The sequence below is a fragment of the Polaromonas sp. genome (genome assembly GCF_012927455.1).
Classification (GTDB): domain Bacteria; phylum Pseudomonadota; class Gammaproteobacteria; order Burkholderiales; family Burkholderiaceae_C; genus Polaromonas.
This window is the reverse complement of record NZ_JABBPE010000005.1, coordinates 233,354-260,328: the sequence shown is the minus strand read 5'-3', so window position 1 is coordinate 260,328 and position 26,975 is coordinate 233,354. Positions and strand designations below refer to the sequence as shown.

Below are 26,975 nucleotides of genomic sequence, written 5' to 3'. Positions count from 1 at the left end.
CCAGCCCCACTGTCATCCCCGGAAAAAGGCCGGCCCGAGAGGGCCGGCCTTTTTTGTTGTAGTCTGCTCTCATGCCCTTGCCCCACCTGACGCTAGCCCAAGCCCCCTTGACCTGCGAGATCGACGCCGTCAATGAATACGGCGAGCACCTGCGCGTTTCCATTCCAGCCGAGCGCGCGCTCACGCTCTACGTTGACAAACGCGAACTGGTCACCTTGATGACACTGGGCGCGCACCCCGAACTGCTGGTGCTCGGCTACCTGCGCAACCAGCGGCTCGTCACATCGATCGACGACATCGAGTCCATCACGGTCGACTGGGAGGTGGGCGCCGCTGCGGTCAAAACCCGTCACGGCATTGAAGATATCGTCGAGAAAACGTCACGACGCATCGTCACTACCGGCTGCGGCCAGGGCAGCGTATTTGGCGGCCTGATGGACGAGGTTGACCAGATCGCGTTGCCGCCCAACGCAGGAATCACGCAAAGCCAGCTTTATGCGCTGGTCAACACCATCCGCCTGAAAGAAACCACCTACAAATCGGCCGGTTCCGTGCATGCCTGCGCGCTGTTTGACACGACATCTGCTGAGCCCGAGATGCTGCTGTTTGTCGAAGACGTGGGAAGGCATAACGCGATAGACACCATCGCCGGCTGGATGTGGATGCAGGAGATTGCCCCCACGCTCCCCACTGCGTGTGGTTCGCTGTCCCCCGAGAGGGCTGTTCCGCCTAAGGGCGGCCTGTCGGCGGAACTGGCCCCCGCGCTTGTCGCTTCGCGTGCTGCGCTGCCCCCCGAGGGGGCTGAACTTCGCTTGGGGCGGCCCGGCGCTTCGTTCGTGTCCCCCACGCTTGCCACTTCATGTGCTGCGCTGCCCGCCGAGGAGGCTGGCCTTGCTCAAGGCGGCCCTTCGCTGCGTTCGATGGCCCCCGCGCCTGACGCTACAGACGCTGTTTCGCCAACTTCAACGACAGCAGGACTGGCGTTCTACACCACCGGCCGCCTCACCAGCGAAATGGTCATCAAGTCGGCGCAGATGGGCGTGCCCATTGTGGTGTCGCGCAGCGGCATCACCCAGATGGGCCACCAGGTCGCGCAAGCGGTGGGCCTGTGCGCGATTGGCCGTGCCACCAACAAGCGCTTTGTCTGCTACAGCAACCCGCAGCGCTTGCAGCTGCAGCCGGGTCTGGTGATCAAGCCTGAGATCAAGGATGAATCCAGAGCCGAACTAAAGGCTGAACAGAGCGCCTGACACGCCAGGCGCGGGTGCTGCAATCAGTGTCCTGCCATTTAGATGGTTCCTGCGTTAAGGTCACCCCATGAACACCCTTTTTCTCAAGCTAGGCTGGCGCACGTTGTTGCGCGATTTGCGTGCTGGCGAGTTGCGCCTGCTGATCGTGGCGGTCACGCTGGCGGTCGCCGCCCTCACGGCGGTGGGTTTTTTTGCCGACCGCCTCAAAGGTGGGCTGCAGCGCGATGCCGGGCAACTGCTGGGCGGCGATGCCGTGGTGCGCAGCGACGGTGTGACGCCGGCAGCCTTCATCGCCAAGGCGCAGGCGCTGGGTCTGCAGGCCATTTCCACCGTCACGTTTCCGACCATGGCCCGCGCCAAAGATGAAGACGGTGGCGCCAGCAAGCTGGTCGCCTTCAAGGGCGTGCCCGCAAACTACCCGCTGCGCGGCGCCATGACGGTGGCCGGGCAGTTCGGCAGCACTGGCCAGCGAACCCGCGACATTCCGGCGCCCGGCAGCGCCTGGGCCGATGCCGCGCTGCTCGATGCGCTGGGCCTCAAGCTCGGCCAGACCCTGCTGCTGGGTGACGCCAGCTTTACCTTGAGCCGCATCATCGTGCAAGAGCCCGACCGCGGCGCCGGCTTCATCAGCTTTTCGCCCCGCGTTATGGTCAACCAAGCCGACGTCGCCGCCACCGGCCTGATCCAGCCCGCCAGCCGCACCAATTACCGTTTTGCCGTGGCCGGCGATGAGCAGGCCGTCAAAACCTACGTGAAGTGGGCGGCTGACGAGATCAAAAAGCCCGGCAGCGAATCGGGTATTCGCGGTGTGCGGCTGGAAAGCCTGGAAAGCGGCAGCCCCGAGATGCACCAGACGCTGGACCGCGCCGAGAAATTCCTCAACCTGGTGGCGCTGCTGGCGGCCCTGCTGAGCGCCGTGGCGGTGGCGATTGTGGCGCGCGGCTTTGCCGCCAAACACCTGGACGACTGCGCCATGCTGCGCGTGCTGGGCCAGCCGCAGCGCACCATTGCGCTGGCTTACGGTTTTGAGTTTGTGCTGGCCGGGCTGCTGGCCAGCGCGCTGGGGGTGGCGTTGGGCTTTGCGGTGCATTACGGCTTTGTGCTGCTGCTGGCCGGGCTGGTCGAAACCGCACTGCCGGCCCCCACGCTGTGGCCGGTACTGTTTGGCATGGGCATGGGCCTGACGCTATTGCTGGCGTTTGGCCTGCCGCCGGTGCTGCAACTGGCCTCGGTGCCGCCGCTGCGCGTGATTCGCCGCGACGTCGGCAGCCTCAAACCGGCCTCGCTGGCGGTGCTGGGCCTGGGCATGACCGGTTTTGCCGCGCTGCTGGTAGCCGCCAGCAGCGATCTGAAAATGGGCCTGATTGCCGTCGGCGGATTCTTGGGCGCCGTGCTAGTGTTTGCGGCCGCCAGCTATCTGGCCGTCAAACTGCTGCGCGCCAGCGTCAACGAGGCCACGGCGCCGCGCTGGCTGGTGCTGGCCACGCGGCAATTGTCGGCGCGCCCGGTGTATGCGGTGGTGCAGACCAGCGCCCTGGCGGTCGGCCTGCTGGCGCTGATTTTGCTCGTGCTGTTGCGCACCGACCTGATCAGCAGCTGGCGCAAGGCCACGCCGCCAGACGCGCCGAATCGTTTTGTCATCAACGTGCAGCCTGAACAGGGCGAGGCTTTTCAGCAGGCGCTGCGCGATGGTGGCGTGAAAAAATTCGACTGGTATCCCATGATCCGCGGCCGTCTGGTGGCGGTCAACGGCAAGCCCGTGACGCCCGAAGACTTTGAGGACGAGCGCGCCAAGCGCCTGGTTGACCGCGAGTTCAACCTGTCCAACAGCGCGCAGCAGCCCACGCACAATCAGGTGGTCTCCGGGCGCTGGACGGCCGGCGAAAAAGACGCCATCAGCGTGGAAGAGGGCCTGGCCAAGACCCTCGGCCTCAAGCTCGGCGACAGCCTGCGCTTTGACATGGCAGGCCAGCTCAGCGAGGCCAAGATCACCAGCCTGCGCAAGGTCGACTGGAGTTCGATGCATGTCAACTTCTTTGTGATGTACCCGGTGGCGCAACTGCCCGCTGAAGTTCCGGTGTCTTTCATCAGCGCTTTCCGAGCGCCCGAGCCCGCCATGCAAGCCGAAAACGGGCAAGCCAGGCCGCAAAGCTTCGACAACGCCCTCGTCAAAGCGTTTCCCAACATCACCAATGTCGATATGAGCAGCACGCTGAACCAGGTGCAGCGCGTGCTCGACCAAGTGATACGCGCGGTCGAATTTCTGTTTGGCTTCACCCTGGCGGCCGGCTTGGTGGTGCTGTTTGCCGCCATCACCGCCACGCGCGAGGAGCGCGCCCGCGAGTTCGCCATCATGCGCGCCGTCGGCGCCAGGGCCTCGCTGCTGCGCCAGGTGCAGCGCGCCGAACTGGCCGGCGTCGGCCTGCTGGCGGGCTTTCTCGCCTCCATCGTGGCGCTGGCCGTCGGCTGGGCCTTGGCGCGCTATGTGTTTGACTTCAGCTGGACTGGCTCCTGGAGCGTGCCTGTGCTCGGCAGCCTGGCCGGCGCGCTGCTGGCGCTGGCCGCGGGCTGGTGGGGGCTGCGCTCCGTGCTCAATACGCCGGTCGTTGAAACGCTGCGCAGGGCGCACTATTCAGAGTAAGGCTGGTACGTCAGATCAAGCTGCATTTAAATTTTGTTTGCTATTAATTAGATAGCTGCTTGCGCCCGTAGATATTGGGATTAAAGCCGATTTGATGGCTGAAAATCGGTAAGGACCGTAACAACGACCGGGCCAGAGCCCCGCGCAACCCGCAACGCCCTGCGCGTGCCGCCAGAACGCTGTTTCCAGATCAAAAAAATTCACGACCGGGGCCAGCCCACAGGGGCGATGCTCCGCGCGGGGGAAGCTACGCAGATGCGGCCTGGGCTGCGCATGACATGCGCTGAAGCGCCGACCGGATCGCCCATGTCGTGCAGGCAATCGAGCACCGCGACCAGGTCATAGTCATTGCCTGGAAAATCCTTGGCGCTTGCCACCTCGACGCGCACTGCTCGCCCAGGCCGGCCTTTATCGCCGCTTCGCGGGCACGCGCTATCGACGGCGCGTGGTAGTCGAAGCCCACATAGCTCGATGCCGGATAGGCCTGCGCCATCAGAATGATCGAGGCGCCGTGACCGCAGCCGACATCGGCAATGCGCGCGCCTTGTTGCAGCCGCGCCGCGACACCTTCCATCGCCGGAATCCACTGGCTCAGCGGGTTGGCCGCGTAGCCCGGGCGAAAGAAGCGCTCGGTGCCGTGGAACAACGCCGCATCGTGATCGTGCCAGCAGCCAACGCCCAGGCCGGTGCGCGTTGCCCCGCACCATCTTCTGGATGGCCTTGAACTGCGCCACCACGATCTCGACTGCGCCGGGAATGAAGGCCGGACTGCCTTCGTCGGCCAGCGTGAGAGCTTGTTCAGCGCTGAGCGAAAAGCGCTCGCCTTCGGGCTGCTACTGCACATAGCCGCTGGCAGCCTGCGCCGACAGCCACTCGCGCAGAGAGCGCGCATCGGTCTGGCTGCGCCTGGCCAGCTCCTCTGTCGTGGCGGGGCCATGGGCCAGCGCCTGGTACAGGCCGAGCTGGTCGACGACGACGAGGGTGGCGGCATGCATCGCAGCGCCGAAATCGTGCACCAACCGGCCCATAAAACATTGAGTTTTGTTTCGTCGATGGTCATGCGTCCCTCCTCGTTGCGAGGCTTGCAGCACAGCTGGTGCGCCATCACGGCCTCAAGGGAGGCAGGCTGACGCGGCGTATCTTCGATCTGGTGAGCCGGCACGACTTTCAGCGCAGCGCTTTGTAGGGCGACTACTACCGCGCATCGGGCTGGAGGACGCGATTGCCCTCCCGCTGCTTTGGGGTCAGCGCACGCTGGTAAGCGTGATGCTGAATCGGCGCGGCCTGGATTTCGGCAAGCGCGGCGAACTCTTTGCCAGCGGGCGCCGCGCAGTTGCCTTATGTGCCGGAGCCGCTCGACGTCGGCGCGACTGGCCTGACACCGCGTGAAGGCGAGGTGGTGCATTGGCTGGCCTGCGGTCAGACCGATGCGGAGATCGCGGCACTGCTGTCCATCAGCCCACGCACCGTGCAAAAGTACCTGGAGTTTATTTACGTGAAGCTGGGTGTGAAAACCCGCACCGCTGCGGTGATGTGCGCGCTGGCGTTGCGCAACCATGGCGGGATTGACCGGCCGCTGGCACCGGCGGCGCGTCAGGCCAGCTGACGGCACTCGGTTGCTATAAAAAGAGAAGCAGTTTGCGCCCGTCCTTATTGGGCTTAAGGCACTTTTCATGCTGAATACTGGCTCGTAGATCGGATTTATCGAAGGCGTAACCCGACCCACAAAAAAACCAGAGAAATAGGCCTCTAGCCCAATAAATACGGGCGCAAGCAGCTATTAAATAAATAGCAAACTGGCTGAAGTCGCCGGCGTCAACTCTGCGCCAGCAGCACCACCAGCGCCCCGGCGCCGCCCTGGGCCGGCCGCGCCTGCACAAAGGCCAGCACCTCCTGTTTCTGAATCAGCCAGCCTTGCACCTTGCCCTTGAGCACTGGCGCCTTGCCCGGCGAGCCCAGGCCCTTGCCGTGCACCACGCGCACGCAGCGCCAACCCATCTTGTTGGCGTCCTTGATGAACTGGCTGAGGGCTTGGCGCGCATCTTCGCGGCGCAGGCCGTGCAGGTCGAGCTGGCCCTGAATGCTCCAGCCGCCGCGGCGCAACTTGACGCAAACGTCCGGCCCCATGCCGGGGCGGCGAAAACTCAGCGCTTCATCGGTGTCGAGCAGGGTTGCGCTATCGAACTCGTCAGAGATGGCCTCGCGCATCACGGCCTGCTCGTCGCGCAGCTGCTGCACCGGGATGGGCGCCGGCTGCGCTGCTTTCAGCCTGGCCCGGTGGCCGGGATTGTCGGGCCGGTGCTGCGCGGCCAGGGCCCTGACCGGACCGATGGCAAGCGAAAACTCCTCCTTGTCGGCCTTGACTCTGGCTGCGGCGGCCAGGCGTGCGGCTTCCCTTTCCTTTTCCAGTTGGACGCGCGCCTCTAACTGCCGCTTCACGGCCTTCAGATCTTTCAGGTCGCGCAGCGGGCGGACCTGGAGGGTTTTGCGGGCGGGCGCAGTCATTTTTAGGCGGGGGTGAGGCGGGGGTGGGACGCGGGGTGACTCGGAGATGTTAAAGCAGCCCCAGCTCGGCCATCGATACCGCCTGGGTACTTGTCACCACAAAATGGTCGAGCACGCGCACATCAACCAGCGCCAGCGCGGCTTTCAGCGTCTGCGTCAGCGCCTCGTCGGCGCGCGACGGCTGGGCCGCACCGCTGGGGTGGTTATGCGCCAGCACCACGCTGGCGGCGTTGAGTGCCAAGGCCCGGATGACGACCTCACGCGGGTAGACGCTGGTTTGCGTCAGCGTGCCGCGAAACAGCTCCTCCAGCGCAATCAGGCGGTGCTGGCTGTCCAGAAACAACACGGCAAAAATCTCGTAGGGCCGGCTGCCCAGCATCAGCTGCAAATAGTCGCGCACCGCTTGCGGCGTGGCAAACAGGGCTTTTTCCTTCAGTTCTTCGGCAAGCGCGCGCCGCGCCAGTTCAAGCACTGCGACAATTTCCGCGCGTTTGGCCGGGCCCAGTCCCTTGATGCTTTTCAGCGCTTCGGGCCCGGTGTGCAGCAGTCCGGCCACGCCGCCGAAGTTGTCGAGCAGCTCCTGGCCCATCTGCAGCGCATTCTTGCCGGGCAGGCCGGTGCGCAGCAGCAGCGCCAGCAGCTCGGCGTCGCTGAGCGCGCCGGGGCCACGGGCCAGCAGTTTTTCGCGCGGGCGCGCGTCCTCGGGCAGGTCTTTAAGCAGCATGGGCGGGCCGGTCGGTGAAAGGATTGGGAATTGGAGATTCGAAATTGGGGGCTGGGCAGTTGTGGCGAGACTGTAGCGGTAAAGCCCCTCGAAAAGCGGGAAGGGGAGAAAAAGCTGAAAAAGCCGGCGTTGACCCGCGCTGGCTCCGGCTTTGCACAATTTTCTACAATGGAGGCAGATCACCAACACCTGTCGGCCAGCCGGGCTGACGCAGAAAGTTTTATGTCCACCGTGGAAACTTCCGCCCATTCCGCCCATTCCGCCCAGTCTGTCTGTCATCCCATCGTCCGGCCGGGCTCCTTCCTGACGCTGCACTACCGCATGGCCGGGCCGCATGGCATGAACATCATCACCACGTTTGAAGGCAAACCGGCCACGCTGAGCCTGGGCGCGGGCGAATTGTCGCCGGCGCTTGAGGCGCGCCTGCTGGGCCTGCCGGAAGGCACGCGCGCCACCTTCGAGCTGGCCGCGGGCGAGGCCTTTGGCGAGCGCAACCCCGAGCTGCAGCAGTGGGTGGCGCGCAAGTTGCTCAATCAACTGGGCGAGCCCGATCATCCCTACAGCGTCGGCGATGTGGTGCAGTTCCCCACGCCCGACGGCATGGGGCAGTACGCTGGCGCCGTTCATCAGGCGAAAGGTCCCGGCGATGCCGTGCAATTCGATTTCAACCACCCCCTGGCAGGGCAGCCCGTGGTGTTTGAAGTGCATGTGATTGGCGTGCTGTGAAAAATGTAGCCCCCACGCTTGTCGCTTCGCGTGCCTTCGGCGGTGCGCTGCCCCTCGCACCGGAAGCAGGGGCTGAACTTCGCTTGGGGCGGCCCGGCGCTCCGTCCGCTGCGCTTCCCTTGGACGGAGCTGTTCCGCCTGAGGGCGGCCTGTCGGCGGAAGTTGTCGCCAACCAGCTGCCGCAAGAAATCCTGCTCGCCGAGCCGCGCGGCTTTTGCGCCGGGGTTGACCGCGCCATTGAAATCGTCGAGCGCGCGCTGACCAAGTTTGGCGCGCCGATTTACGTGCGCCATGAAATCGTGCACAACACCTATGTGGTGAACGAGCTCAAGGCCAAGGGCGCCATCTTCATCGAGGAGCTGTCCGAAGTGCCGCCAGGCGCCACGCTGGTGTTCAGCGCCCACGGCGTGAGCAAGGCGGTTCAGCAAGAAGCACTGGCGCGCGGCTTTCAGATCTTTGATGCCACCTGCCCGCTGGTCACCAAGGTGCATGTCGAGGTCGCCAAACTGCACAAGGAGGGCTACGAGTTCATCATGATCGGCCACAAAGGCCATCCCGAGGTCGAGGGCACCATGGGCCAGCTCGACAGCGGCATCCATCTGGTCGAAGAGGTGGCCGATGTGGCGCGCATCACGCCGCTGCAAACCGAGCGGCTGGCGGTGGTGACACAAACCACGCTGAGCGTGGACGATGCCGCCGAAATCAGCGCCGCCGTGAAGGCGCGCTTTCCGCAGGTGCGCGCACCCAAGCAGCAAGACATCTGCTACGCCACGCAAAACCGCCAGGACGCTGTCAAGGTGATGAGCCCGCAGGTCGATATCCTGATCGTCGTCGGCAGTCCAACCAGTTCGAACAGCAACCGCCTGCGCGAACTGGCCGCCAAGCTCGGAACCGAAGCCTACATGGTCGATGACGCCAGCGAGCTGCAAGAACAGTGGTTTGTGGGCAAGAGCCGGGTCGGCCTGACGGCAGGCGCCTCGGCCCCGGAGGTGCTGGTCAAGCAGGTGATTGACCGCATCCGCGCGCTGGGCGCGGTGTCGGTGCGCAAGATGAAAGGGATTGAGGAAACCATCAAATTCCCGCTGCCCAAGGGCCTGAAGCTGGATGCGCAAGGCCAGCGGCTGACGATCAGCGACAGCCAGCTGCATCATTTGAGCTGACCTGTGATGGTGTCAAGCATCGTAGACCGCTATCAAATCGAGAGCTGCCAGCGCACATTCAGCAAGGGCTATAGCCATTTTATTCGCCAGACTCCACTGTGGAAGCTGCCCGGAAAGGCGCTCGGGGTGGACTGCGCCCAGGTCTGGCTCAAGCTGGAGCATCTGCAAACCGGCGGCAGCTTCAAGGCGCGCGGCATGCTCAATCGCCTGCTGAGCAACCCGATTCCGGTCAGCGGCGTGATTGTGGCTTCGGGTGGCAATGCCGGCATTGCCACCGCCGCCGCCGCCCGCGAACTGGGCGTGCCCTGCGAGGTGTTCGTGCCCGAAGTGTCCAGCCCAGCCAAGCGCGCCAGGCTCGCCGCGCTGGGCGCGCGCGTGGTGGTGACGGGCGCGGCCTACTTCGACGCGCTGCAGGCCTGCCTGGCGCGCCAACAGGAAAGCGGCGCGCTGCTGACGCATGCCTATGACCAGTCCGAGGTGCTGATAGGCGCCGGCACGCTGGCGCTGGAAATTGAGCAGCAAGGCGGCGTGCCCGATGCCGTGCTGGTCAGTGTGGGTGGCGGCGGCTTGATTGGCGGCGTGGCCAGCTGGTTCGGGCAGCGCAGCCGCGTCGTCGCGCTAGAGCCCGAACGCGCACCCACCTTGCACAGCGCGCGCGCAGCCGGCCAGCCGATCGATGTGGCGGTCAGCGGTATTGCCGCCGATTCGCTCGGTGCACAGCGCATAGGCACGCTGGCCTGGGCTGCCACTCAAGCGCATGTAACGGACGCGTTGCTGCTCAGCGACGAATCGATTCGGGCGGCGCAGCTATGGCTTTGGAAGGAGCTCAAGCTTGCAGTCGAGCCCGCCGCCGCGCTGCCGCTGGCGGCCTTGCACAGCGGCCGCTATGTGCCGCAAGGCGACGAAAACGTGTGCCTGATTCTTTGCGGCGCCAATCTTGATCCCGCCAGCCTGAATTAAGGCCAAAACCGAATCCGCTGCCGAATGCGGCAGGGCTGCGCGACAAAATACAATCCACCCATGCTAGACATCAACCTGCTCCGTAAAGACCTGCCTTCCGCCATCGCCCGGCTGGAGACCCGCAAAAGCCCGCAAGCCTTCCTCAATGTCGAAGCGTTTCAAGCGCTTGAGGCCGAACGCAAGGCCCTGCAAATCAGAACCGAAGAGCTGCAAAGCCAGCGCAACACGCTGTCCAAACAGATCGGCCAGTTCAAATCCAGGGGCGAGGACGCCAGCGCCGTTATGGCGCTGGTGAGCGCTTCCAAAACCGAGCTGGAGTCGTCCAGCAGCCGGCTGGAGCAGCTCCAGCTGGAGATGCAGGCGCTGCTGCTGGCCGTGCCCAACTTGCCGCACGACAGCGTGCCGCAGGGCGCGGGCGAGGCCGGCAATCTGGAAGTGCGCAAATGGAGCCCGGTTGAAGGCCTGGGCGGCTCGCCGCCGGCGCTGACGTTTGAGGTGAAAGACCATGTCGATGTCGGCCAGCCGCTGGGGCTGGACTTTGCGCTTGGCAGCAAGCTGACGGGTTCGCGCTTTACCGTGATGAAAGGCCCGCTGGCGCGCCTGCACCGCGCGCTGTCGCAGTTCATGCTGGATGTGCAGACGGCCGAGCACGGTTATATCGAATGCTATGTGCCCTACATCGTCAATGGCGATTCGCTGCGCGGCACCGGCCAGTTGCCCAAGTTTGAAGCTGATTTGTTTCATGTGGATGCTTCCCAAGGTTTGGCCTCGCTATTTGACGAACAAATTGCAGAGCTTGCTAAGCGTTCGCTTTACCTGATTCCCACATCCGAAGTGCCGCTGACCAATTTTGTGCGCGATGAGATCGTGGCCGAGACTGATCTGCCGATCCAACTCACCGCCCACACGCCTTGCTTTCGCTCGGAGGCCGGCAGCTATGGCCGCGATACGCGCGGCATGATTCGCCAGCATCAGTTTGACAAGGTGGAAATGGTGCAGATCGTCCATCCCGAGAAAAGCTACGAAGCGCTGGAAACCATGACCGGCCATGCCGAAGCGATTCTGCAGAAGCTGGCACTGCCTTACCGCGTCATGCTGCTGTGCACCGGCGACATGGGCTTTGGCGCCAGCAAAACCTACGACCTGGAGGTGTGGCTGCCCGGCCAGAACAGCTACCGCGAGATCAGCTCGATCTCCAACTGCGAAGCCTTTCAGGCGCGCCGGCTGCAGGCACGTTTCAAGAATGCGCAAGGCAAGAACGAATTCGTGCACACGCTCAACGGCTCTGGCCTGGCAGTGGGGCGTACTCTGGTCGCTGTGCTGGAAAATTATCAGCGCGCAGACGGCAGCGTCGAGGTGCCGGCTGTGTTGCAGCCTTACATGGGCGGCATGACGGTCATTGCACCGCCCGCGAAGTAAAACAAGCCTAACAGGCTGCTAGAATTGTGGCTCGACACAAAGGAGAGGTGGCAGAGTGGTCGAATGTACCTGACTCGAAATCAGGCGTACCGTAAGGTACCGAGGGTTCGAATCCCTCCCTCTCCTCCAGTAAGCATAAGGGTTTGTTGCTATGAATTTAGTAGCAAGCCTTTTTTGCTTTTGGGCTCATGTAGCCACCATGTAGCCACCGGTACGGCTTTTGTACCCTGTCGCCGCCAGCACTAACGGCAGAAAATCGCATCTCGCTTACCCGACTTGGCCGAGTCATCCTTCCTCCCGGAGTCTTTCGGTTTCACTCGGTACAACCAGACTGGCCAACGAAGCGCACCGTTTGCCCTGCGCCGGTTGTTGCTTGCCTAGAGGCTCTATACCGTACAGGCCGCGCAGTGTGGATGCCTTTAAGGCTACCTGGCACAGATTGAAGCGCATATTCTGGAGCAGGCCGGAATAGTGTTCGATGTCAAGGCCGCGCCCGGTGCGCTGCGTGTGGTGGCTGGCTGAAATAGCGTAACTACAAATAACCTTTGCAAATCAAATAAACGTAACTACAATAAAATATGAATGTGACGTTTGATCCGGCCAAAGATGCCGCAAATCTGGCAAAGCATGGCTTTTCACTGCTAGATGCCGTGGGCTTTGAATGGGAGGCTGCCGTGGTGTGGCCTGACAAGCGCCGCGAGTATGACGAGGCCCGCATGGTCGCGCTGGGCTATATCGGCTTGCGCATCATGGCCGTGGTGTTCGTTGACCGCCCGCCTGAGCAACCGACCGAGCGCCGCATTATCAGTTTGAGAAAAGCCAATACGCGAGAGGTGAAACGCTATGCCGAAACTTAAATCCGGAACCATCCTGCCAACCCTTGCCGAGGATGCCGCCATCACTGCCGCTGCCCTGGCAGACCCGGACGCCATGCCCTTCACGGATGCCGAATGGGAGCAAGTCAAACCACTGGTGCGCCGTGGCCGCCCGCTGGGCAGTGGCAGCAAGACCCAGATAACTTTGCGCCTGGACGTGGAGGTAATACAAAAATTCAAAGCCTCTGGCGATGGGTGGCAAACGCGCATCAATGACGCCTTGAAAAGCTGGGTGCAGAGTGACGCCTGACGGCAGCCCTCAACGATGGCACGCATGTTTAACCCCCCGCATCCCGGCCTAACGCTGAAGGATGATGTTTTGCCCGCGCTGGGGCTGACCGTTACCAAAGCCGCGCAACAGCTTGACGTGTCCCGTGTGGCACTGTCTCGCGTATTGAATGGCCGGGCTGCTATCTCGCCTGAAATGGCCCTGCGTATCGAGGCCTGGCTAGGCGTGGCGCGTGGTGGCGAGGCTCGGTTATGGCTGGCAGAGCAAAGCGCTTACGACGTGTGGCAGGCTGAACAGCGATTCAAGGCTGCGCCCATGCATGTTCGGCCTGCGCCGGCGCTGGCTGCCTAAGACATTTTGCCCCTGCCTGGCCTGCACTAAATTACCGCTGACGAAAGTCGGAATCATTCCCCGACAGGCATCGGCGTCTCAATAAATAACGCCTGAAGGGGGTGTGACATCGAATACACGATAGATGTACCAGAGTTCCTTGGCGAAATTTCCACACTTGATGGCGTAGCCCGTGCCATGGCAAAAAAAAGTGCTAGCGCTGGTGATAAAGGATTTCATAAGCCTGCATACGACGGAGCGCTTCGGGGGTTCACATTGGCATTGATTACCGACGCTCGGTCGGGCAGGCTTAAAGTCTGCAATCGATTTGGCACATACGGCATGCCAGATGAAATCATCAAAGCTTCCAAGCTTGAAGGCCCAATAGTTGAAGTCGAAAGCGACGCAAATCTCACCATAGCCTTGAATGTTTTCGTAGGCCTGCCACAACTGAATGCATGGGCCAAAGAGCGCGGTGACGTATTTCATATCAATCACAAAAATGCTCCATGGATTGACGGGCGCGGCTGGAATAACGTTGACGGCGAGCCGCCAGCGCTTCAAATCACAGTAGAACCAGTGCCGGCATCAGTTCCCCAGCCCCGGCCCGTCGGGGTTGTACCCGCGTTCGATGGCCCGGAACCTGTAAATAAGCTTACTGCCGAAGTTTTGCCTGAAGAGGTAGGCAACGGCTCAAGCGACATTGATTTGCCGGACGCATCACAAGACCCTTGGCTCGTAGCAGACGCAAGAGACCCACCAGCGGAATATCCTTGGTACACACCCGCTCGATACTTCGCCCGTCAACTTGTACGGTATGACAGCACCTTACTTATCAAAAAGCTGAAATTGGCGGATAAGGTTTCAAAGTCGCTTTTCAACGCCGGGATTTACAAGCGTGGCGGAATAAAACCACTTCTTGCTGAAACGATATTAAAAGCGTTTGTCAACGTGCCATTGGGATAAAACTCTCGAACTTTGGGTGAAAGTTTTAGCGAAAACCGGCCTGCAAGCCAATAGCCATGCGGGTTTTGACGAACTCTCGCAGTTGCTTGTAAGCGTTAAACGCACGACCCTACTAGTGAACCTCAACAGCGCTAAACGCGCAGAAAGGTTCACAAATGGAAACCGCATCAATCAGCATTCAAGCAACGCGCGAGGCAACAGCCCCGCAGCAAGGCAGCAAGCGGCGCATTGCCCGCGCACAGTGGATAGCGGAACTCAACGGTCTGCCGCAATTGCCGCAGTACCTGCCGCTGGAACTAGTCACAAAGCCAAACCTCACGACTCGCGAACTGGCGTACTACTCCAACATGGCAGAGCAGACGTGGCGGGAAAAAGCCTGCTACGACACCGCACCTGAAGGACTGCGCCCTTTGCGAGTCTGCGGAAGACTGGCCTGGCCCACCGCAGGTGCCAGAAAACTGCTTGGGGTGGGCGTAATGATAGCCACGCACCGCATGACCGATATTGAACGCGAGCGTCAAATCGAGGACCTCGGCCAGAAAGCAGAGGCTGCCTATGCCCACTACGAGCGCACTGGCGCCCTTGCAGACCATGGCAAGGCCCATGCGTTCCGCCTGGAAATGCAGCGCGCCATTGCCCAGCGCAGTCCTGCGCAGGTTGCCCTGATGGAAACTGCAAGGGGCTTGAAATAATGGCCCGCATTCGAACTGTCAAACCAGAAATCTGGACTGACGAAAAATTCACGGAGTGCTCACTGGGTGCTCGTCTGCTATTTATCGGCATGCTGAACTATGCAGATGACAACGGCAATCAGGCCAATTCGGCCAAGCGCTTGAAGATGCAAATCTTCCCGGGCGATGAGCTCCACTTGCAGCCTTTGCTTGATGAACTGATTGCTCAGGGAGTGGTCATTGAATACTCAGTGAGCGATCATAAATTCCTACACATCAAAGGCTTTCGCACCCATCAAGTCATCAACCACCCATCGCTTACACGGATTCCTCAGCCAGCACTCATTGAGCCGTCACTGAGCGCTCACGGAGTACTCCCTGACGGAAGGGAAGGGAAGGGAAAGGAAAGGAATAAAGAAGCTAACGCTTCTGTCGCCAGGGCAAGCCTGCCCACCTGTCCGACGCAATCGGTGATTGACCTTTATCACGAAGTCTTACCAGAACTTCCCGCCGTCCGATTGTTGAACGATGCCCGTAAAAAAGGGATATCGAACTTTTGGAAATTCGCTCTGACATCCAAGCGCTTCGATGGCACATCGCGCGCCAATGACGCCGAGTCGGCAATGGCATGGATACGCGAGTACTTTGAACTCGCCCGAGAAAACGACTTCCTGATGGGGCGCGGTGTCAAGTCGGGCACCCATGAAAACTGGACCTGCGACATTGACTTTTTGCTTTCCGAAAAGGGAAAAAAACATGTGATTGAAAAAACCAAGGATGCGTCATGAACATGCCTGTTGACGGATTCCTTGTGGATACCTTTACCTCAATCGAAGCGGAGTCAGCCTTGATTGGCGCCATGCTGCTTGACAACGCTGTATTCGACCAAATCAGCGACAAGCTGCGGCCCGACCATTTTTCTGCCGGCGGTCTGCGTGATATTTTTACTGAAGTGACGCAGCAAATCCTTGCGGGCATGGAGTGCGACATCGTCACGGTGTCGGCCGCAATGGGTGACAAAACCAGCCTCTCGCAGCTGAACTTGCTGGCGCAGTATGTGCCCAGCGCTGCCAATATCGGCCGCTATTCAGAGATTGTCATCGGGCGCGCCAAAAGCCGCGCCTTGATGGCACTGAGCCGCGAAATTAACGAACTGGCCCAAGACCACCGGCGCGGCATTGAAGAGCGCGTGCAAGAGGCTCAGGCACAGTTGGCCAGGCTGGTTGATGACGCGCCGCGTGATGAATTCGTAAGTGCCTATGAAGGCATGACGCAGCATACGCAGACCCTGGAAGACCGCGCTGAAGGGAACATCAAGGTCTGGCCAACGGGCTTGGCCGATCTGGACGAGTACCTGGAAGGCGGTTTGCGGCCCGGAGAGTTGGTGATTGTGGGCGCGCGGCCTTCCATGGGTAAAACAGCATTAGCCATGACGCTGGGGCTGAATATGGCTGCAAGTCACAGCATAGCAATGTTAAGCATGGAAATGCCGCACAACGAGGTGCGCGACCGTATGACCGCCATGCTTGGCAATGTAAGCCTGTCCAGCGTTAAGCGGCCAAATTTTGGCGATGGACTGGAATGGAACCGGGTATTGGAGGGCGTGGAAAAAGCCAAGCAGTTGATGTTTTATGTATCTGACCAAGGTGGTTTGAACATCAATGATGTGCGCAGCAAGGCGCGTTACGTCAAGCGCCTGCACGGCATGAACGTGCTGATCGTGGACTACATCGGCCTGATGTCCGGGATGGATGCCAGGCAGCCGCGCGCTTACCAGCTGGAGGAAATCAGCCGTGGCCTGAAGACGCTGGCCAAGGAGCTGGAAATCGCCGTCGTGTGCCTGGCACAGGTCAATCGCAAGGTCGAAGAGCGGGCAGACGCCACGCCCGCTCTCAGCGACCTGCGGGATTCTGGTGCGATTGAACAAGACGCCGACGTGGTGCTGTTTGTCCATCGACCGATTCAGGCAAAGCCGGACATGAACGACGATTGGCAACACTACGCCAAGGTCAGCATTGCAAAAAACCGGCAGGGGCGCTGCGGCGTGATCAGCTTGAGCTATATCGGGGAGCAGACGCGCTTTTCTGACTGGTCAGGGCCAACGCCTTCGCGCTCAGCATTTAGCTCTGGCAGCAGGGCTGGAATATGAATGTGTTTCATACCTTGCCCGAGCTGGTGCTAAACGCTGACGCGGCTCATAGCGAACCGCACGACAAAAGTCTTCCCGCTGCCGCATCCTTGATAAAACAGTAAATCACCACTGGAACTGGCCTTTATGACCATGAAAAATCCCGATACGAATATCGATAGCAACGGAAAAAAAGTCAATGCCTGGCAAGGTCGAACGCCGACACCGAGGCCATGAGTCAATTGACGGCACAAGCGGTTATTTCGCCGGAATTTTCAGCCGCGATCGTGGCGATGGCTTTCAGCCAAAGTCACACCATTGACCAGCAAGCCCGTATGGAGCAACTACGCGCGCAGCATGCAATGCACTTTATTGAATCCCCCTGTTTCAACAAGGAGCCCCATTGAAACACCCTCTTCTCGCTGATGTACGTCAGCAAGTGTTGGACCTGCGTCGCAGCTGTTCACTGCGCGAGGTGGCCCAACAGACCGGCCTAGCCATCGGCACGGTGAAAACCATCTGTTCACGGTCTGGAGCTTTCCGCGATAACCCGGCGCACCGTGCGCTGTTCAGCTTGCCACCGATTCAAGCCAGTAGCAACACAGAGCTTGTTGTGCCATCCCTGCCGCCGCAGGAAGCCGTCACGGGCGACAACGACCTTGATGCAGTACTGTGGCTGCGGTCAGTGATTCAGACCGGCCAGGCCGCGCTGATTGAAAAGGCAATGCTGGCGGCCAAGCTCATCAAGACGCCCCTGGCTGAGCTGGAAAAGCGGTACATGAATCACCTGGTTTCAAAGAACCCCGGCGACTTCACAAACATTTTTAAGACAATGGGCTTCGCTGACCTTGAAGGGCTGGCCAAGAGTGCGGTAACGAATCTGTCCACTCAGAATGAGGCAACGGCACGTTTTGGTGATGCCTTGTTTGCCGACACACCGGCCGAACAGTTCTGCATCGAGGCGCTGTCTGGACTCAATTGTGGCAAGACGCTGGAGTTTGACGAAAAAAAGGTTGACGCCAAATTCAAGGCCCGCCCTGAGTTGATGCCAAACACCCTGAGCGACTGCCTGCATGAACTCGCGTACTGGCGCGCCTTGTACTGGCTTAGAAATTCATTGGGCGGAGTCGATAACGCGCCAGAAGCGGGCGCCCGCGACTCATTCGTTTTCCGCTGCTTGGCCCGCATTCGCGCCAGGGCAAAGGATGAAGCCATCGCCGTGTTCCGCTATCTGGTCGACGACGAGCGAATGGACGACACGGATACCGAAGCCATCTTGCTGAACTTGATTGGCCATGCAAGTGCATAGACGGGGCTGGGATGAACTTGATGCAGCGGGTGATGCCCCCCCAAGCCGCACGCAGATACGGTAGTAAAAAGGCCGCACAGATGTTTATAGAGCCTCCGCCTTACTGCCAGCCCTTAAGTTACCGGCGCGTAATCAAACCCTTTTTCTTGCGCTGCTTTTGCAGCGCTGCATGAAGGTCATATTGTCCGATTCCAGATGAATCCCAGATCACCGCTCATACAGGGCGGACAGGTCAAGCGGGCCGGATGCCATTGCGCTTCATTTCGGCAATCTGCTTGAGCGCTGCATCGATTGGGTTTTCTCTGCAATCTTCTGCGCCGATGCCAAAGGCCTCACGTTCAAGACGGACGACCTTTTCCAGCATTTCAACGAGCTTCTTGGCGTTATCAACGCGGCCAGTCAAGCCAGTGACCTTGCGATACAGCTCATTGAGCTTGTCGGGGCGACCTTCATCGGCGGATCGGTCCAGCAGTTCACCGAGTTGCGCGAACAGCTCTTTGTTGCCGGCTGTCTCTTCCAGCTCGTCCATGAGCGCTGCAAACAGTGCGCGGCAGCGTTGAATGTCCTTGCGATGGCCCAGCCGAATGACTACTTGCTGGTTGGCATTGGCTTCAACGTCCTGCTTTTCGGTACTCACCGACACTTGCGTACTTGGCGTGCGTACCTCGGCTTTGCGTACCAACTCATCAGCCCTGGCTTTAATCCTTGCGCTTAGGTCGCGCGGCCACTTGTCGCGCTTGGCGCGCTTGCGTATCGCACCCTCTGTAACGCCAGCGTCGGTCGCCATTTCGCGCAAAGACTGGATACCGGCGCGGTAGTGGCGCTCGATCAGTTCCCAGTCGGCGGCCGGCCTGATAGTCTTTTTTTCAGTCATAAATTATATTTCCTGTTTGGCCTTTGTGCTTTTCCGAGTCAAGCTGCGATTGCCAGCGCTGCGAGTTCACCGCTGTCCTTGTCTTCAGGCTTTTTGGCCATGAAGCGATACCCCAGGCCCTCACGCTGGTTTTTGGCGTAGGCAGCCATGGCGTCAAAAGCAGTCAAGAACGCCACATTGCAAACCACCGCCTTTTTGCCGGTGGACTGCATCGCGAGCAATGTGAAGCCGTCACGGGTCAGCGTGTACGACACGCAGCTTTGGCCCTGGCTGTTCAAAAAGATGGCGGGCCGAAAATTACGCGTGCCGAAATCGACAGGTGATTGCTCGATCAATGCCCGGATGTCGCGCAGTACCTGGTCATGGGGCTTGCCTCTGACAAGAGCAACATGCACCGACGTAGTTGTTAGCGTTTCACCATCGGCTGAAATGAAATCCGTGAATTTGAGAATAGGGACAGGTGATTGGTTCATTTGCGCAATTTCATTGGTTGCAACGCCACCTTGAGCGGTATTGCGGCTTTGTTGGGTGCGTGCAATGTAGGCGTTCCCTGCGCCGTAGGGAAGGTGTAAACGAACATATTTTTGAACCAGATAGGCGCGCGTGGCACAGGTGATGCTCAGACCTGCGCTATTGCGGCCACAACCCCTCAAACCACTGCTTTTTTAATGCCTGGTATCTCGCCCTTGCGTTTGAGCATCAGCCTTGAGCCAATCGGTCAACGAATTGCCTTTAGAAGTGAAGACTGGAGTGATGCACTCCCCAGTGCATCGCTTTTGTATGGCTGCAATCAGCACGGTTGTCTCGGGGGCGCTTGAGAAAAGTACCTGGCCGGTCTGATGCGGTTGCATTGCCACGGGCCACAGCGGCGCGGCGCAAGTCGAGCAATGGAGCTGAGTAAATGGCCAGAAGCGAAAGCCACAAGGCATTTCGCTGGCTTCAATCACGTCCAGGTTGAAATCAGCGTCAATCCACATGGCGTAGGCGTACACCAGCGGCTTGGTCACATAGGTGCCTTGTTCGCTGGCGGCTCCCCCTTTGATGGTCACAACGGGAGCGATGCACTCCCCAGTGCATCGCTTTTGTATGGCTGCAACCAGCGCGATTGTCTCGGGGCGCTTGAGAAAAGTGCCTGGCCGGTTTGATGCGGTTGCTTTGCCGCGCGCCACAGCGGCGCGGTGCAAGTCGTTCAGGCAGTAGCGGCCTTCAATGTCCTGGCGAATGGCCGTGTTGATAATCGTTAGGGGTTTCATTGAGCGGCCTGGTTGATTGCCCCAGCAAGGTCGAAGCACGGGGTTGGCATGCGCCTGGTGTTTGGAGTGCTGACTTGCGAGGGGCGAAAAAAAAGCCACCCGGTTTACAACGCCAGGCGGCTGAAAAATGTGCCGAACTTTCCCGGCCGTCACACAAGCAGAACCTTAAGCACTGGGCCGTGTTTGCCTTGTGTGCGTAGCCGAATCAAGAAGGCCGGCTCAGCAAAGCGACGCCGACCGGCCAAGGCACATGCTGCAGGCGGCCGAAGAGGTGTTGGCTACGCTGGCGAAGACCAAACCGGAGGCGGGTCTGGTCAAGCGCGCCATTGCCGTTATCCGCGCGTGGTTGCGTGAGCACATTCCGGCGTTCAAGAATCTGGCGATGACGGATGACGAAATCATCACCCGCTTCATTCTGCCGGCGCGCAAGCACATTGAAGGCGGCGGGCCAGAGCCGCAGGGTGGCCAGCCGGTGCCGGCATTCAACCGCACCAATACAAGCGCTCAAAACGCACTGCAGGCACTGAGCGAAAACGACAAACTGTTTGCCCTGGCCAAATCGGTCCAGGACACGGTGGAGGGCATCGCAAGCGACACGGACTCTGCCATCAAGGTCAACAAGGAAAAGGATCCCGTGGGCCGCACGGTTTACACCTTCACCATGCCAGACGGCAAGACCGCAACAATGTCAGTGCGCCCGTTCAATGCGTATGCCACCGGGGAAGCACCGACGCTTTACGGCTACACCCTGAAAGACGGGGAAATGAGCGGGCTTGTGACACAACGGCCAGGGGAGAACCCCGAGGACGTGGGACCGACCGATGACGTGTGGATTGACGTATCGCGCCTGAACACTGGCGATGACGGGACAAAAATCTACAACATTGCCGAAACCTACGCCCACAACACCGAGCGGCTGTTTATTGGCGACCCGGCAGGCCTGAGTGACGAGGCATTGCGTCGCAGGACGGAGCAGATGCTGTCTTCGGCGCTGAAATTCGGCACTACCAGCCACCTGGCCCCTCACCCACGGCAGGTTGAAGGCGATACGGCCATGGGCGTGCCGCCTTTGAAGTGGACTTATGGGGATGATATTGGTAACATTGAAGCACTAATTCACACCTCACTGGCCTCATACAACCATGTCAACCCTCTTACCTTCGAGCCTCGCACTGGGCGATTCGTTGATTCAGAGGGTCATGAGCTTGATGAAGACGCCATTCGACAAATTGCCGACACAGGACCGGGCCGAGCGGCGGGAGCTGGGGGCAAGACGCTGCAAAGAGGCGCTATCTTCAACGCATTGGTACAAGAGGGGCGCGGAGCAAGCAGCAGCAATGGGGCCGGGGGAGGAAGCGGAATACTGGAAGGGCTTGTGGAGTTCGCACTGCAACATGGTGCATCCACCAACAAAGTCTTCTACAGCCGAGGCGGTACAAACACCTCCGGCACAGACGGCCTAGCCTTTAGCCGTACCCCGGCTGCTGACAGTGCGGGTGCCGATCCCGCCCCGCGCGCTACCCTGGCCAAGTACACCAGATAGCCACCGACAAGCTGAACGAGGTTTACAGCCATCCCGGCAAAATCTCGCTGTGGGACAAGACGGTGGGCAGCATGTATCACCTGGCCGAGCGCAACTTGCCATTCAAACGTGTGTTCACGACCACCCGGCCTGACCTATTGAGTGGCATGGCAAGCAGCGCAGCCGGAAGTTTTTGCTCGATGCTCGAATCCGAGCATCGGGTGCCAAGTCCGTGCGTGCGTTCGATCGAATCGGCCTGCGGATAGCGTCAAGCGGTATTAGAAAAGTTGCGTACTCCCCACTTGCTGGCATTTTGACTATTGGCCAGTCCCTGTTACTCGGTTGCGCTTTTCATGCGAAGCGGGCGATTTCACTGAGCTCAATTTTTCGTGCCCAACATGCGGGACAAACGCCTTGGGCACCTCCACGCCAACAACATAGGTCCAAAAGCGCGCGATCGCTGCGAAACATGTCAACCGGTATTTGGCTCTGTTGTTAGATGGGTATTTATAACTTGATTTGTATCAATTGCTGATCAAATCAATCGATTTCAATAGCTTTAGAACTGGTAATTCCATAAAATTGTTCGGTTAATAGCTGTAACAGTTTGTTAACAAATGTGCAGTGGGCGCCGATGGGAGTTGACTGTTTTGTGTGAGGTGGGACGGCACGGGATAAACCAGCAAATGGGATTTCAGGGGTTAAAAGCTGAGACGTTCGAGTCTTTGACTGAGCAATCTGAAGAGCAAGGCTGGTATGTGGCATATACCCAACCCAAGCGCGAGCAGGTCGCTACAACCAATCTTGCGCAACAGGGGTTTGAGGCCTATCTCCCCCAATACAAGACGTTCAAAAAATTGCCTGCTGGCTCCGTTGTTGTGTCGGAGCCCATGTTTCCTCGTTATGCTTTTTTCCGACCGTGTAACGCCGGGCAGTCCATTTCGGGCGCACGCTCGACTCGGGGTGTTTCTTTCATCCTGTCATTTGGTAGTCATCCTGCCATGCTAAAAACATTTGAGCTTCGAGCCATTCAGGCTTGCGAAGCCGAGCGAAATCTGACTGATCTCGCTGCGATCAGTCCGTTTCAGCCCGCGAACCGGGTGCGCCTTCGTAATTGCGGGTTGCGCGGACTCGAAGGTCTGGTTCAGTCTGTCTCCAGCAAACGCGTGGCGGTGCTGCTTTTGTTGCTGGGGCGCCAAAAGGTGGTGACTGTTGGTCATCACCAGCTTGAACTTGCCTGAAAACCGAGTGCCTTTAAAGGCTGACGCGAGTCAAGACCTGGGCCGGGTCAGGGTAGGGCGGGCCGGAATTTTCCGACGATGTGTTTCGACTTGAATCGCAAAACACTGCGGTAGCCTGCTCGTCACTTTTATTTCACAGATTTCTGATTTATCAATGTTCCCTATTGCATCCTTATACAAATTTTCACAAATGTCGCTCCTGCGCTGGCCGGTTCAGGCGCTGATCGTTGCATGGCTCGCGGGCTGCGCTTTCGCACCCGGACTGACCATGGGCGACGGCTTGACCGGCGCCGAACAGAAGGCCTCACGTTATTCCATTACCAGCCAGCGTGGCACCACGTCGTCCCCGGCTGAAGGTGCCAGCGCCGATGCGCCGCCGCCCGGTGCGCTGCTCAGCATCACCCCCGAGTTGATCCGCCAGCAGCGTGCTGCCCAGGCCACTGATGTCGGGCAAGACGTCAAGCGCCTGTTTGGCGTGGCCAAGCCTTACCTCATCGGACCGGGTGACGTGCTCAACATCGTCGTCTGGGACCACCCCGAGCTGGCCATTGCCCCCGCCGGCGCGTCCTTGACCGCAGACGCCACCAGCCTGTCGCCGGTCGGCAACGGCTACAACGTCAGCCCGTCCGGTTTGGTGCAGTTCCCCTTTGTGGGTAACCTTACACTCGGCGGCCTCACGGAATACGAGGCGCGCGACCTGCTGTCCACCCGCCTGGCCAAGTTCTTCAAGAACCCGCAGGTCACCGTCCGCATCCAGTCCTACCGCAACGGCAGGGTGTATGTCGATGGCGAGGTCCGAACACCCGGCCTGCAGTCAGTCAACGACATTCCGATGACCTTGCCCGAGGCCATTAGCCGCGCCGGCGGCTTCACCGCCACGGCCGACCGCTCGACCGTCTCCGTCTCACGCAATGGCAGCACCACCGCCATCAATTTGCCGCAGCTCACCGCGCTCGGCATCAATCCCACCAGCATCCTGCTCGGCAGCGGCGACCTGGTGCGCGTGCTCAGCCGCGACGACTCCAAGGTCTATGTCATGGGCGAAGTTACGCGCCCGCTGGCCCAGCCCTTGCGCAACGGCCGTCTTACGCTCAACGAAGCGCTAGGCGAGGCCGGTGGCGTCAACCCCACTTCGGGCGACCCGCGCCAGATCTACGTGGTGCGCAGCGCACCTGACGGCCCGCCCGAGATTTACCACCTCGATGCACGCTCGCCCGTAGCCTATGCTTTGGCCGAGGGCTTCGAGCTCAGGTCGCGCGATGTGGTCTATGTGGACCCCTCGTCGCTGGTGCGCTGGAACCGTGTCATCAGCCTGATTTTGCCGAGCGCGTCGGCCGTCACCTCCACTGCCTCGGCGATCAAGTGATCTTCACCATGGCGAGCGCAACGCGGCAATCCATAACCGCCATGAATCGCCACGGATCGCCTCGCAGCTACGCGCCTCTTCACCTTTTCATGACCATTTCATGAACCACATCCTGACGCTGTGTATTGGCAATATCTGCCGCAGCCCCATCGCTGAAGCCTTACTCAAACAGCAGTTTCCTGAAAAAACCGTCTGGTCCGCCGGACTTGGTGCGCTGGTCGGTCACCCGGCCGACCAGCTATCTGTAGAAGTGGCGGCGGCGCATGGCCTGGATTTGTCGGCCCACCGCGCCCAGCAACTGGTCAGCTGGATGTGCCAAAGCGCCGACATGATTCTGGTCATGGAACAAGGTCATAAAACCCAGATCGAGCAGCAGTATCCGCTGGTGCGCGGCAAAGTCTTCCGTCTCGGCGAGCTCGGCCAGTTCGATATTGCCGATCCTTACCAACAACCCAAGCCTGCGTTCGAAGCTGCCTATGCCCGCATCGCCCGCGGCGTCGCCGACTGGGCCCCGCGCATCCGGCAATTGGGCTGAAACCGCCCCCCATTAGAAATAGCAATCAGCGAATGAACTCCCGACTACAGAATTTCCCCCCCGTACAGCTTCCCTTACCCGACGAGGCTGAAGACGACGAGATTAACCTGTTAGACCTGCTTGACGTGGTGCTCGACAGCCGCTGGCTCATCGCCGCCGTCACCGCACTGGCCCTTTTGCTGGGCGGCGGCTATGCGTTTTTAAGCACGCCGATTTACGAAGCGAACACCCTGATCCAGGTCGAAGAGAGCAAGCCAGGCGGTGGCGCCGCCTCCAGCGCGCTGGGCGAGGCGTCCAGCCTGTTTGAGATCCGCTCCCCCGCCACGGCCGAAATGGAAATATTGCGTTCCCGCCTGGTGGTGGGGCAGGCAGTACAAAACCTGCAACTCGATTTGAGCATCCAGCCCAAATACACTCCCATGATTGGGGGCTGGCTGGCGCGCCGCGCCACAGAACCGTCCAATCCCGGATTGCTGGGCCTGAGCGGCTACGTCAGCGGCAACGAGTCGCTGAAGGTCGGCGCTTTTGACGTTCCGCGCAAGTCGGAGGGCGAGCGATTTTCGGTGCTCATCACCGCCGCCGGCTACGACCTCATCTCGCCTAAGGGTGAAACTCTGGCAAAAGGCATCTTTGGAACCACGCTTGAGTTTGTAGACGCGGGTCAAAAAGGCCAACTCTTGATCACTGAAGCGGTCGCCAAACCCGGGGCCGAGTTTTACCTCAAGCGCTTTTCGCGCCTTGGGGTGATTGAAGAGCTGCAACGCTCCCTGGCTATTACCGAGCAAGGCCGTCAGTCCGGCGTGATTCTTACCAGTCTGAATGGCCCTGAACCCGAAAAAATCGCCTGGACCTTGAACGAAATCGGCACCTTGTACGTTCGCCAGAACGTGGCGCGCAAGGTTGCCGAAGCCGAGAAAACATTAAGCTTTCTTGGCAACAATTTGCCGCAATTGCGCGCCAGGATTGAAGAGTCTGAAAATAAATTTAACCAGTTTCGCAACCGCAACAGCGCCTTCGATCTGACGACCGAGGCCAAGCTGGTGCTTGAGCAATCCGTCAAGCTGCAAACCTCCCTGCTTGAATTGCAGCAAAAGCGCAAAGACCTCGAAACCCGCTTTACTGCACAACACCCCAGCATTCAAACCGTCGATGCGCAAATCAAAAACATCAACGCCGAACTGGGTGCAATCAATGGCCGGGTCAAGGCCTTCCCCAATGTCGAACAAGACTTGCTGCGCCTCACGCGCGACCTGAAGGTCAACACCGAGCTTTACGCCAGCTTGCTCAACAGCTCGCAGCAGCTGCAGCTGGTCAAGGAAGGCAAGGTTGGCAACGTACGCATCGTCGATGCGGCGGCGGTACCCGAGGTCCCGGTCAAACCCCAGCGCCAGACTGTGCTGGCATTGGCGGGGGTGCTGGGCCTGTTGGCTGGCCTGGCGCTCGCATTCCTGCGCAATAGCCTGCGCCCTGGCATCAAAGACCCCGCGGACATAGAACAGCATGCCGGATTGCATGTGTTTTCAACCATTCCGTTCAGCCCGGATCAGGCGCTGCTGGTCAAAAAGGTCAAAGGCAAAGCCGCCGGAAACCATGTCCTGGCAATCGCGGCGCCGGAAGACCCGGCCATCGAAAGCCTGCGCAGCCTGCGCACCGCCCTGCAGTTCGCCATGCTGGACGCCGCCAACAACGTCGTGCTGATCACCGGCCCCACGCCGGGCATTGGCAAGTCGTTCACCAGCATCAACTTTGCCGCGGTGCTGGGCGCGGCCAATAAAAAAGTACTGCTGATCGACGCCGACCTGCGCAAAGGCCACCTGAATCAGTACTTTGGCATGGCCCGCGGTAAAGGCCTGAGCGAGCTTATCTGCAGCAGCGTCAAGCTGGAAGACGCACTGCACCGGCAAGTCCTACCCAACGTCGATTTTCTGACCACCGGCCAGCTGCCGCCCAATCCGGCCGAGCTGCTCATGACAGGCACCGCCCAGCAGTTGTTGCGGCAAGTCGCCACGCAGTACGACCTGGTCATTATTGACTCCGCGCCTGTGCTCGTTGCCTCGGACACAGCGATTTTGGCGCCCCTGGTGGGTGCAGTGTTTCTGGTGGCCCGCGCCGAGGTGACCAGCCTGAGCGAGCTGCAGGAATCGGTCAAACGCCTGGCCCAAAGTGGCGCCCAGGCCAAGGGCGTCATTTTCAACGGGCTCAACATCACCAAGCGCCGCTACGGCTACGGCATGGGCAACAAATACGGTAAATACCGCTACACCAACTACAAGTACTGAGCCCTCAATACC

General features: G+C 60.0%; 28 protein-coding genes and 1 tRNA gene. 22 read left to right on the top strand and 7 right to left on the bottom strand.

Annotation, left to right across the window (positions count from 1 at the left end; genetic code table 11):
* Positions 1 to 71 precede the first annotated feature (71 nt).
* Together HHJ18_RS07180 and HHJ18_RS07175 are read left to right on the top strand one after the other, a co-directional pair.
* The gene (locus HHJ18_RS07180) at positions 72 to 1,250 is read left to right on the top strand and encodes a formate dehydrogenase accessory sulfurtransferase FdhD (RefSeq protein WP_296913254.1); all 1,179 of its coding nucleotides are present in this window, start codon (positions 72 to 74) and stop codon (positions 1,248 to 1,250) included.
* Positions 1,251 to 1,317: 67 nt separating this feature from the next.
* The gene (locus HHJ18_RS07175; protein WP_296913251.1) at positions 1,318 to 3,891 is read left to right on the top strand and encodes an FtsX-like permease family protein; all 2,574 of its coding nucleotides are present in this window, start codon (positions 1,318 to 1,320) and stop codon (positions 3,889 to 3,891) included.
* A gap of 247 nt (positions 3,892 to 4,138) precedes the next feature.
* Here the strand turns inward: HHJ18_RS07175 and HHJ18_RS07170 are convergent, their stop codons facing one another.
* Together HHJ18_RS07170 and HHJ18_RS07165 are read right to left on the bottom strand one after the other, a co-directional pair.
* A complete protein-coding gene (locus HHJ18_RS07170) occupies positions 4,139 to 4,537 on the bottom strand; it encodes a class I SAM-dependent methyltransferase (RefSeq protein WP_296913248.1) in 399 nt (132 codons plus the stop codon).
* A gap of 187 nt (positions 4,538 to 4,724) precedes the next feature.
* Positions 4,725 to 4,919 (bottom strand): hypothetical protein, encoded by a 195-nt coding sequence (locus HHJ18_RS07165; RefSeq protein ID WP_296913245.1) that lies wholly within the window; start codon positions 4,917 to 4,919, stop codon positions 4,725 to 4,727.
* 284 nt (positions 4,920 to 5,203) lie between these two features.
* On the opposite strand from HHJ18_RS07165, the gene HHJ18_RS07160 reads away from it, so the two are divergent.
* Entirely contained in the window at positions 5,204 to 5,497 is a 294-nt protein-coding gene (locus HHJ18_RS07160; RefSeq protein WP_366558811.1) for a helix-turn-helix transcriptional regulator, read from the top strand.
* A gap of 209 nt (positions 5,498 to 5,706) precedes the next feature.
* Here the strand turns inward: HHJ18_RS07160 and HHJ18_RS07155 are convergent, their stop codons facing one another.
* A complete protein-coding gene (locus tag HHJ18_RS07155; protein WP_296913242.1) occupies positions 5,707 to 6,396 on the bottom strand; it encodes a Smr/MutS family protein in 690 nt (229 codons plus the stop codon).
* A 49-nt stretch (positions 6,397 to 6,445) separates the two neighbouring features.
* Positions 6,446 to 7,120, bottom strand: a complete 675-nt coding sequence (radC, locus tag HHJ18_RS07150) for a DNA repair protein RadC (protein WP_296913239.1) — start codon at positions 7,118 to 7,120, stop codon at positions 6,446 to 6,448.
* A 222-nt stretch (positions 7,121 to 7,342) separates the two neighbouring features.
* Between radC and HHJ18_RS07145 the strand changes: the two genes are divergently transcribed.
* From HHJ18_RS07145 to HHJ18_RS07080, 14 genes are all read left to right on the top strand, one after another.
* Positions 7,343 to 7,846, top strand: a complete 504-nt coding sequence (locus HHJ18_RS07145; protein ID WP_296913236.1) for an FKBP-type peptidyl-prolyl cis-trans isomerase — start codon at positions 7,343 to 7,345, stop codon at positions 7,844 to 7,846.
* A gap of 176 nt (positions 7,847 to 8,022) precedes the next feature.
* Complete coding sequence (ispH, locus tag HHJ18_RS07140) at positions 8,023 to 9,006, top strand: 4-hydroxy-3-methylbut-2-enyl diphosphate reductase (RefSeq protein WP_296913514.1); 984 nt, start codon at positions 8,023 to 8,025, stop codon at positions 9,004 to 9,006.
* Positions 9,007 to 9,012: 6 nt separating this feature from the next.
* Positions 9,013 to 9,966 (top strand): threonine/serine dehydratase, encoded by a 954-nt coding sequence (locus tag HHJ18_RS07135; RefSeq protein WP_296913232.1) that lies wholly within the window; start codon positions 9,013 to 9,015, stop codon positions 9,964 to 9,966.
* Between the two features lie 60 nt (positions 9,967 to 10,026).
* Entirely contained in the window at positions 10,027 to 11,385 is a 1,359-nt protein-coding gene (serS, locus tag HHJ18_RS07130) for a serine--tRNA ligase (protein WP_296913229.1), read from the top strand.
* Positions 11,386 to 11,426: 41 nt separating this feature from the next.
* Positions 11,427 to 11,514, top strand: a tRNA-Ser gene (locus tag HHJ18_RS07125).
* A 449-nt stretch (positions 11,515 to 11,963) separates the two neighbouring features.
* On the top strand, positions 11,964 to 12,242 hold the full coding sequence (locus HHJ18_RS07120; RefSeq protein WP_296913227.1) for a BrnT family toxin: 279 nt from the start codon (positions 11,964 to 11,966) through the stop codon (positions 12,240 to 12,242).
* Positions 12,229 to 12,510: a BrnA antitoxin family protein gene (locus tag HHJ18_RS07115; protein WP_296913226.1), complete on the top strand. Its 282-nt coding sequence runs from the start codon at positions 12,229 to 12,231 to the stop codon at positions 12,508 to 12,510. Before HHJ18_RS07120 ends, HHJ18_RS07115 begins: the two co-directional genes overlap by 14 nt.
* A 15-nt stretch (positions 12,511 to 12,525) precedes the next feature.
* Positions 12,526 to 12,840 (top strand): HigA family addiction module antitoxin, encoded by a 315-nt coding sequence (locus tag HHJ18_RS07110; protein ID WP_296913223.1) that lies wholly within the window; start codon positions 12,526 to 12,528, stop codon positions 12,838 to 12,840.
* A 177-nt stretch (positions 12,841 to 13,017) separates the two neighbouring features.
* Positions 13,018 to 13,785, top strand: a complete 768-nt coding sequence (locus tag HHJ18_RS07105) for a hypothetical protein (protein WP_296913220.1) — start codon at positions 13,018 to 13,020, stop codon at positions 13,783 to 13,785.
* 155 nt (positions 13,786 to 13,940) lie between these two features.
* Complete coding sequence (locus tag HHJ18_RS07100) at positions 13,941 to 14,477, top strand: hypothetical protein (RefSeq protein ID WP_296913217.1); 537 nt, start codon at positions 13,941 to 13,943, stop codon at positions 14,475 to 14,477.
* Positions 14,477 to 15,244 carry a hypothetical protein gene (locus HHJ18_RS07095; RefSeq protein WP_296913215.1) on the top strand — a complete coding sequence of 256 codons (768 nt, stop codon included), beginning with the start codon at positions 14,477 to 14,479 and terminating at the stop codon, positions 15,242 to 15,244. Before HHJ18_RS07100 ends, HHJ18_RS07095 begins: the two co-directional genes overlap by 1 nt.
* Entirely contained in the window at positions 15,241 to 16,605 is a 1,365-nt protein-coding gene (locus HHJ18_RS07090) for a replicative DNA helicase (RefSeq protein ID WP_296913213.1), read from the top strand. Before HHJ18_RS07095 ends, HHJ18_RS07090 begins: the two co-directional genes overlap by 4 nt.
* Before the next feature lie 212 nt (positions 16,606 to 16,817).
* Positions 16,818 to 16,991, top strand: a complete 174-nt coding sequence (locus tag HHJ18_RS07085; RefSeq protein WP_296913210.1) for a hypothetical protein — start codon at positions 16,818 to 16,820, stop codon at positions 16,989 to 16,991.
* A complete protein-coding gene (locus HHJ18_RS07080) occupies positions 16,988 to 17,893 on the top strand; it encodes a hypothetical protein (RefSeq protein WP_296913209.1) in 906 nt (301 codons plus the stop codon). The genes HHJ18_RS07085 and HHJ18_RS07080 overlap by 4 nt, the downstream gene beginning before the upstream one ends.
* Positions 17,894 to 18,125: 232 nt before the next feature.
* On the opposite strand, the gene HHJ18_RS07075 is transcribed toward HHJ18_RS07080, so the two are convergent.
* The 3 genes from HHJ18_RS07075 to HHJ18_RS07065 form a co-directional block, all read right to left on the bottom strand.
* Positions 18,126 to 18,767, bottom strand: coding sequence for a hypothetical protein (locus tag HHJ18_RS07075; protein WP_296913207.1), 642 nt, complete (start codon positions 18,765 to 18,767; stop codon positions 18,126 to 18,128).
* Between the two features lie 38 nt (positions 18,768 to 18,805).
* Positions 18,806 to 19,240: a Rha family transcriptional regulator gene (locus HHJ18_RS07070; protein ID WP_296913204.1), complete on the bottom strand. Its 435-nt coding sequence runs from the start codon at positions 19,238 to 19,240 to the stop codon at positions 18,806 to 18,808.
* Positions 19,241 to 19,432: 192 nt separating this feature from the next.
* A complete protein-coding gene (locus tag HHJ18_RS07065) occupies positions 19,433 to 20,020 on the bottom strand; it encodes a KilA-N domain-containing protein (protein ID WP_296913202.1) in 588 nt (195 codons plus the stop codon).
* A gap of 250 nt (positions 20,021 to 20,270) precedes the next feature.
* On the opposite strand from HHJ18_RS07065, the gene HHJ18_RS07060 reads away from it, so the two are divergent.
* From HHJ18_RS07060 to HHJ18_RS07040, 5 genes are all read left to right on the top strand, one after another.
* On the top strand, positions 20,271 to 21,563 hold the full coding sequence (locus tag HHJ18_RS07060) for a hypothetical protein (protein ID WP_296913200.1): 1,293 nt from the start codon (positions 20,271 to 20,273) through the stop codon (positions 21,561 to 21,563).
* Positions 21,564 to 22,267: 704 nt separating this feature from the next.
* The gene (locus HHJ18_RS07055) at positions 22,268 to 22,783 is read left to right on the top strand and encodes a transcription termination/antitermination NusG family protein (protein WP_296913198.1); all 516 of its coding nucleotides are present in this window, start codon (positions 22,268 to 22,270) and stop codon (positions 22,781 to 22,783) included.
* Between the two features lie 190 nt (positions 22,784 to 22,973).
* Positions 22,974 to 24,149: a polysaccharide biosynthesis/export family protein gene (locus tag HHJ18_RS07050; RefSeq protein WP_296913196.1), complete on the top strand. Its 1,176-nt coding sequence runs from the start codon at positions 22,974 to 22,976 to the stop codon at positions 24,147 to 24,149.
* Between the two features lie 100 nt (positions 24,150 to 24,249).
* Positions 24,250 to 24,684: a low molecular weight protein-tyrosine-phosphatase gene (locus HHJ18_RS07045; protein WP_296913194.1), complete on the top strand. Its 435-nt coding sequence runs from the start codon at positions 24,250 to 24,252 to the stop codon at positions 24,682 to 24,684.
* Between the two features lie 32 nt (positions 24,685 to 24,716).
* Positions 24,717 to 26,963: a polysaccharide biosynthesis tyrosine autokinase gene (locus tag HHJ18_RS07040; protein WP_296913192.1), complete on the top strand. Its 2,247-nt coding sequence runs from the start codon at positions 24,717 to 24,719 to the stop codon at positions 26,961 to 26,963.
* The last annotated feature ends 12 nt before the right edge of the window (positions 26,964 to 26,975 follow it).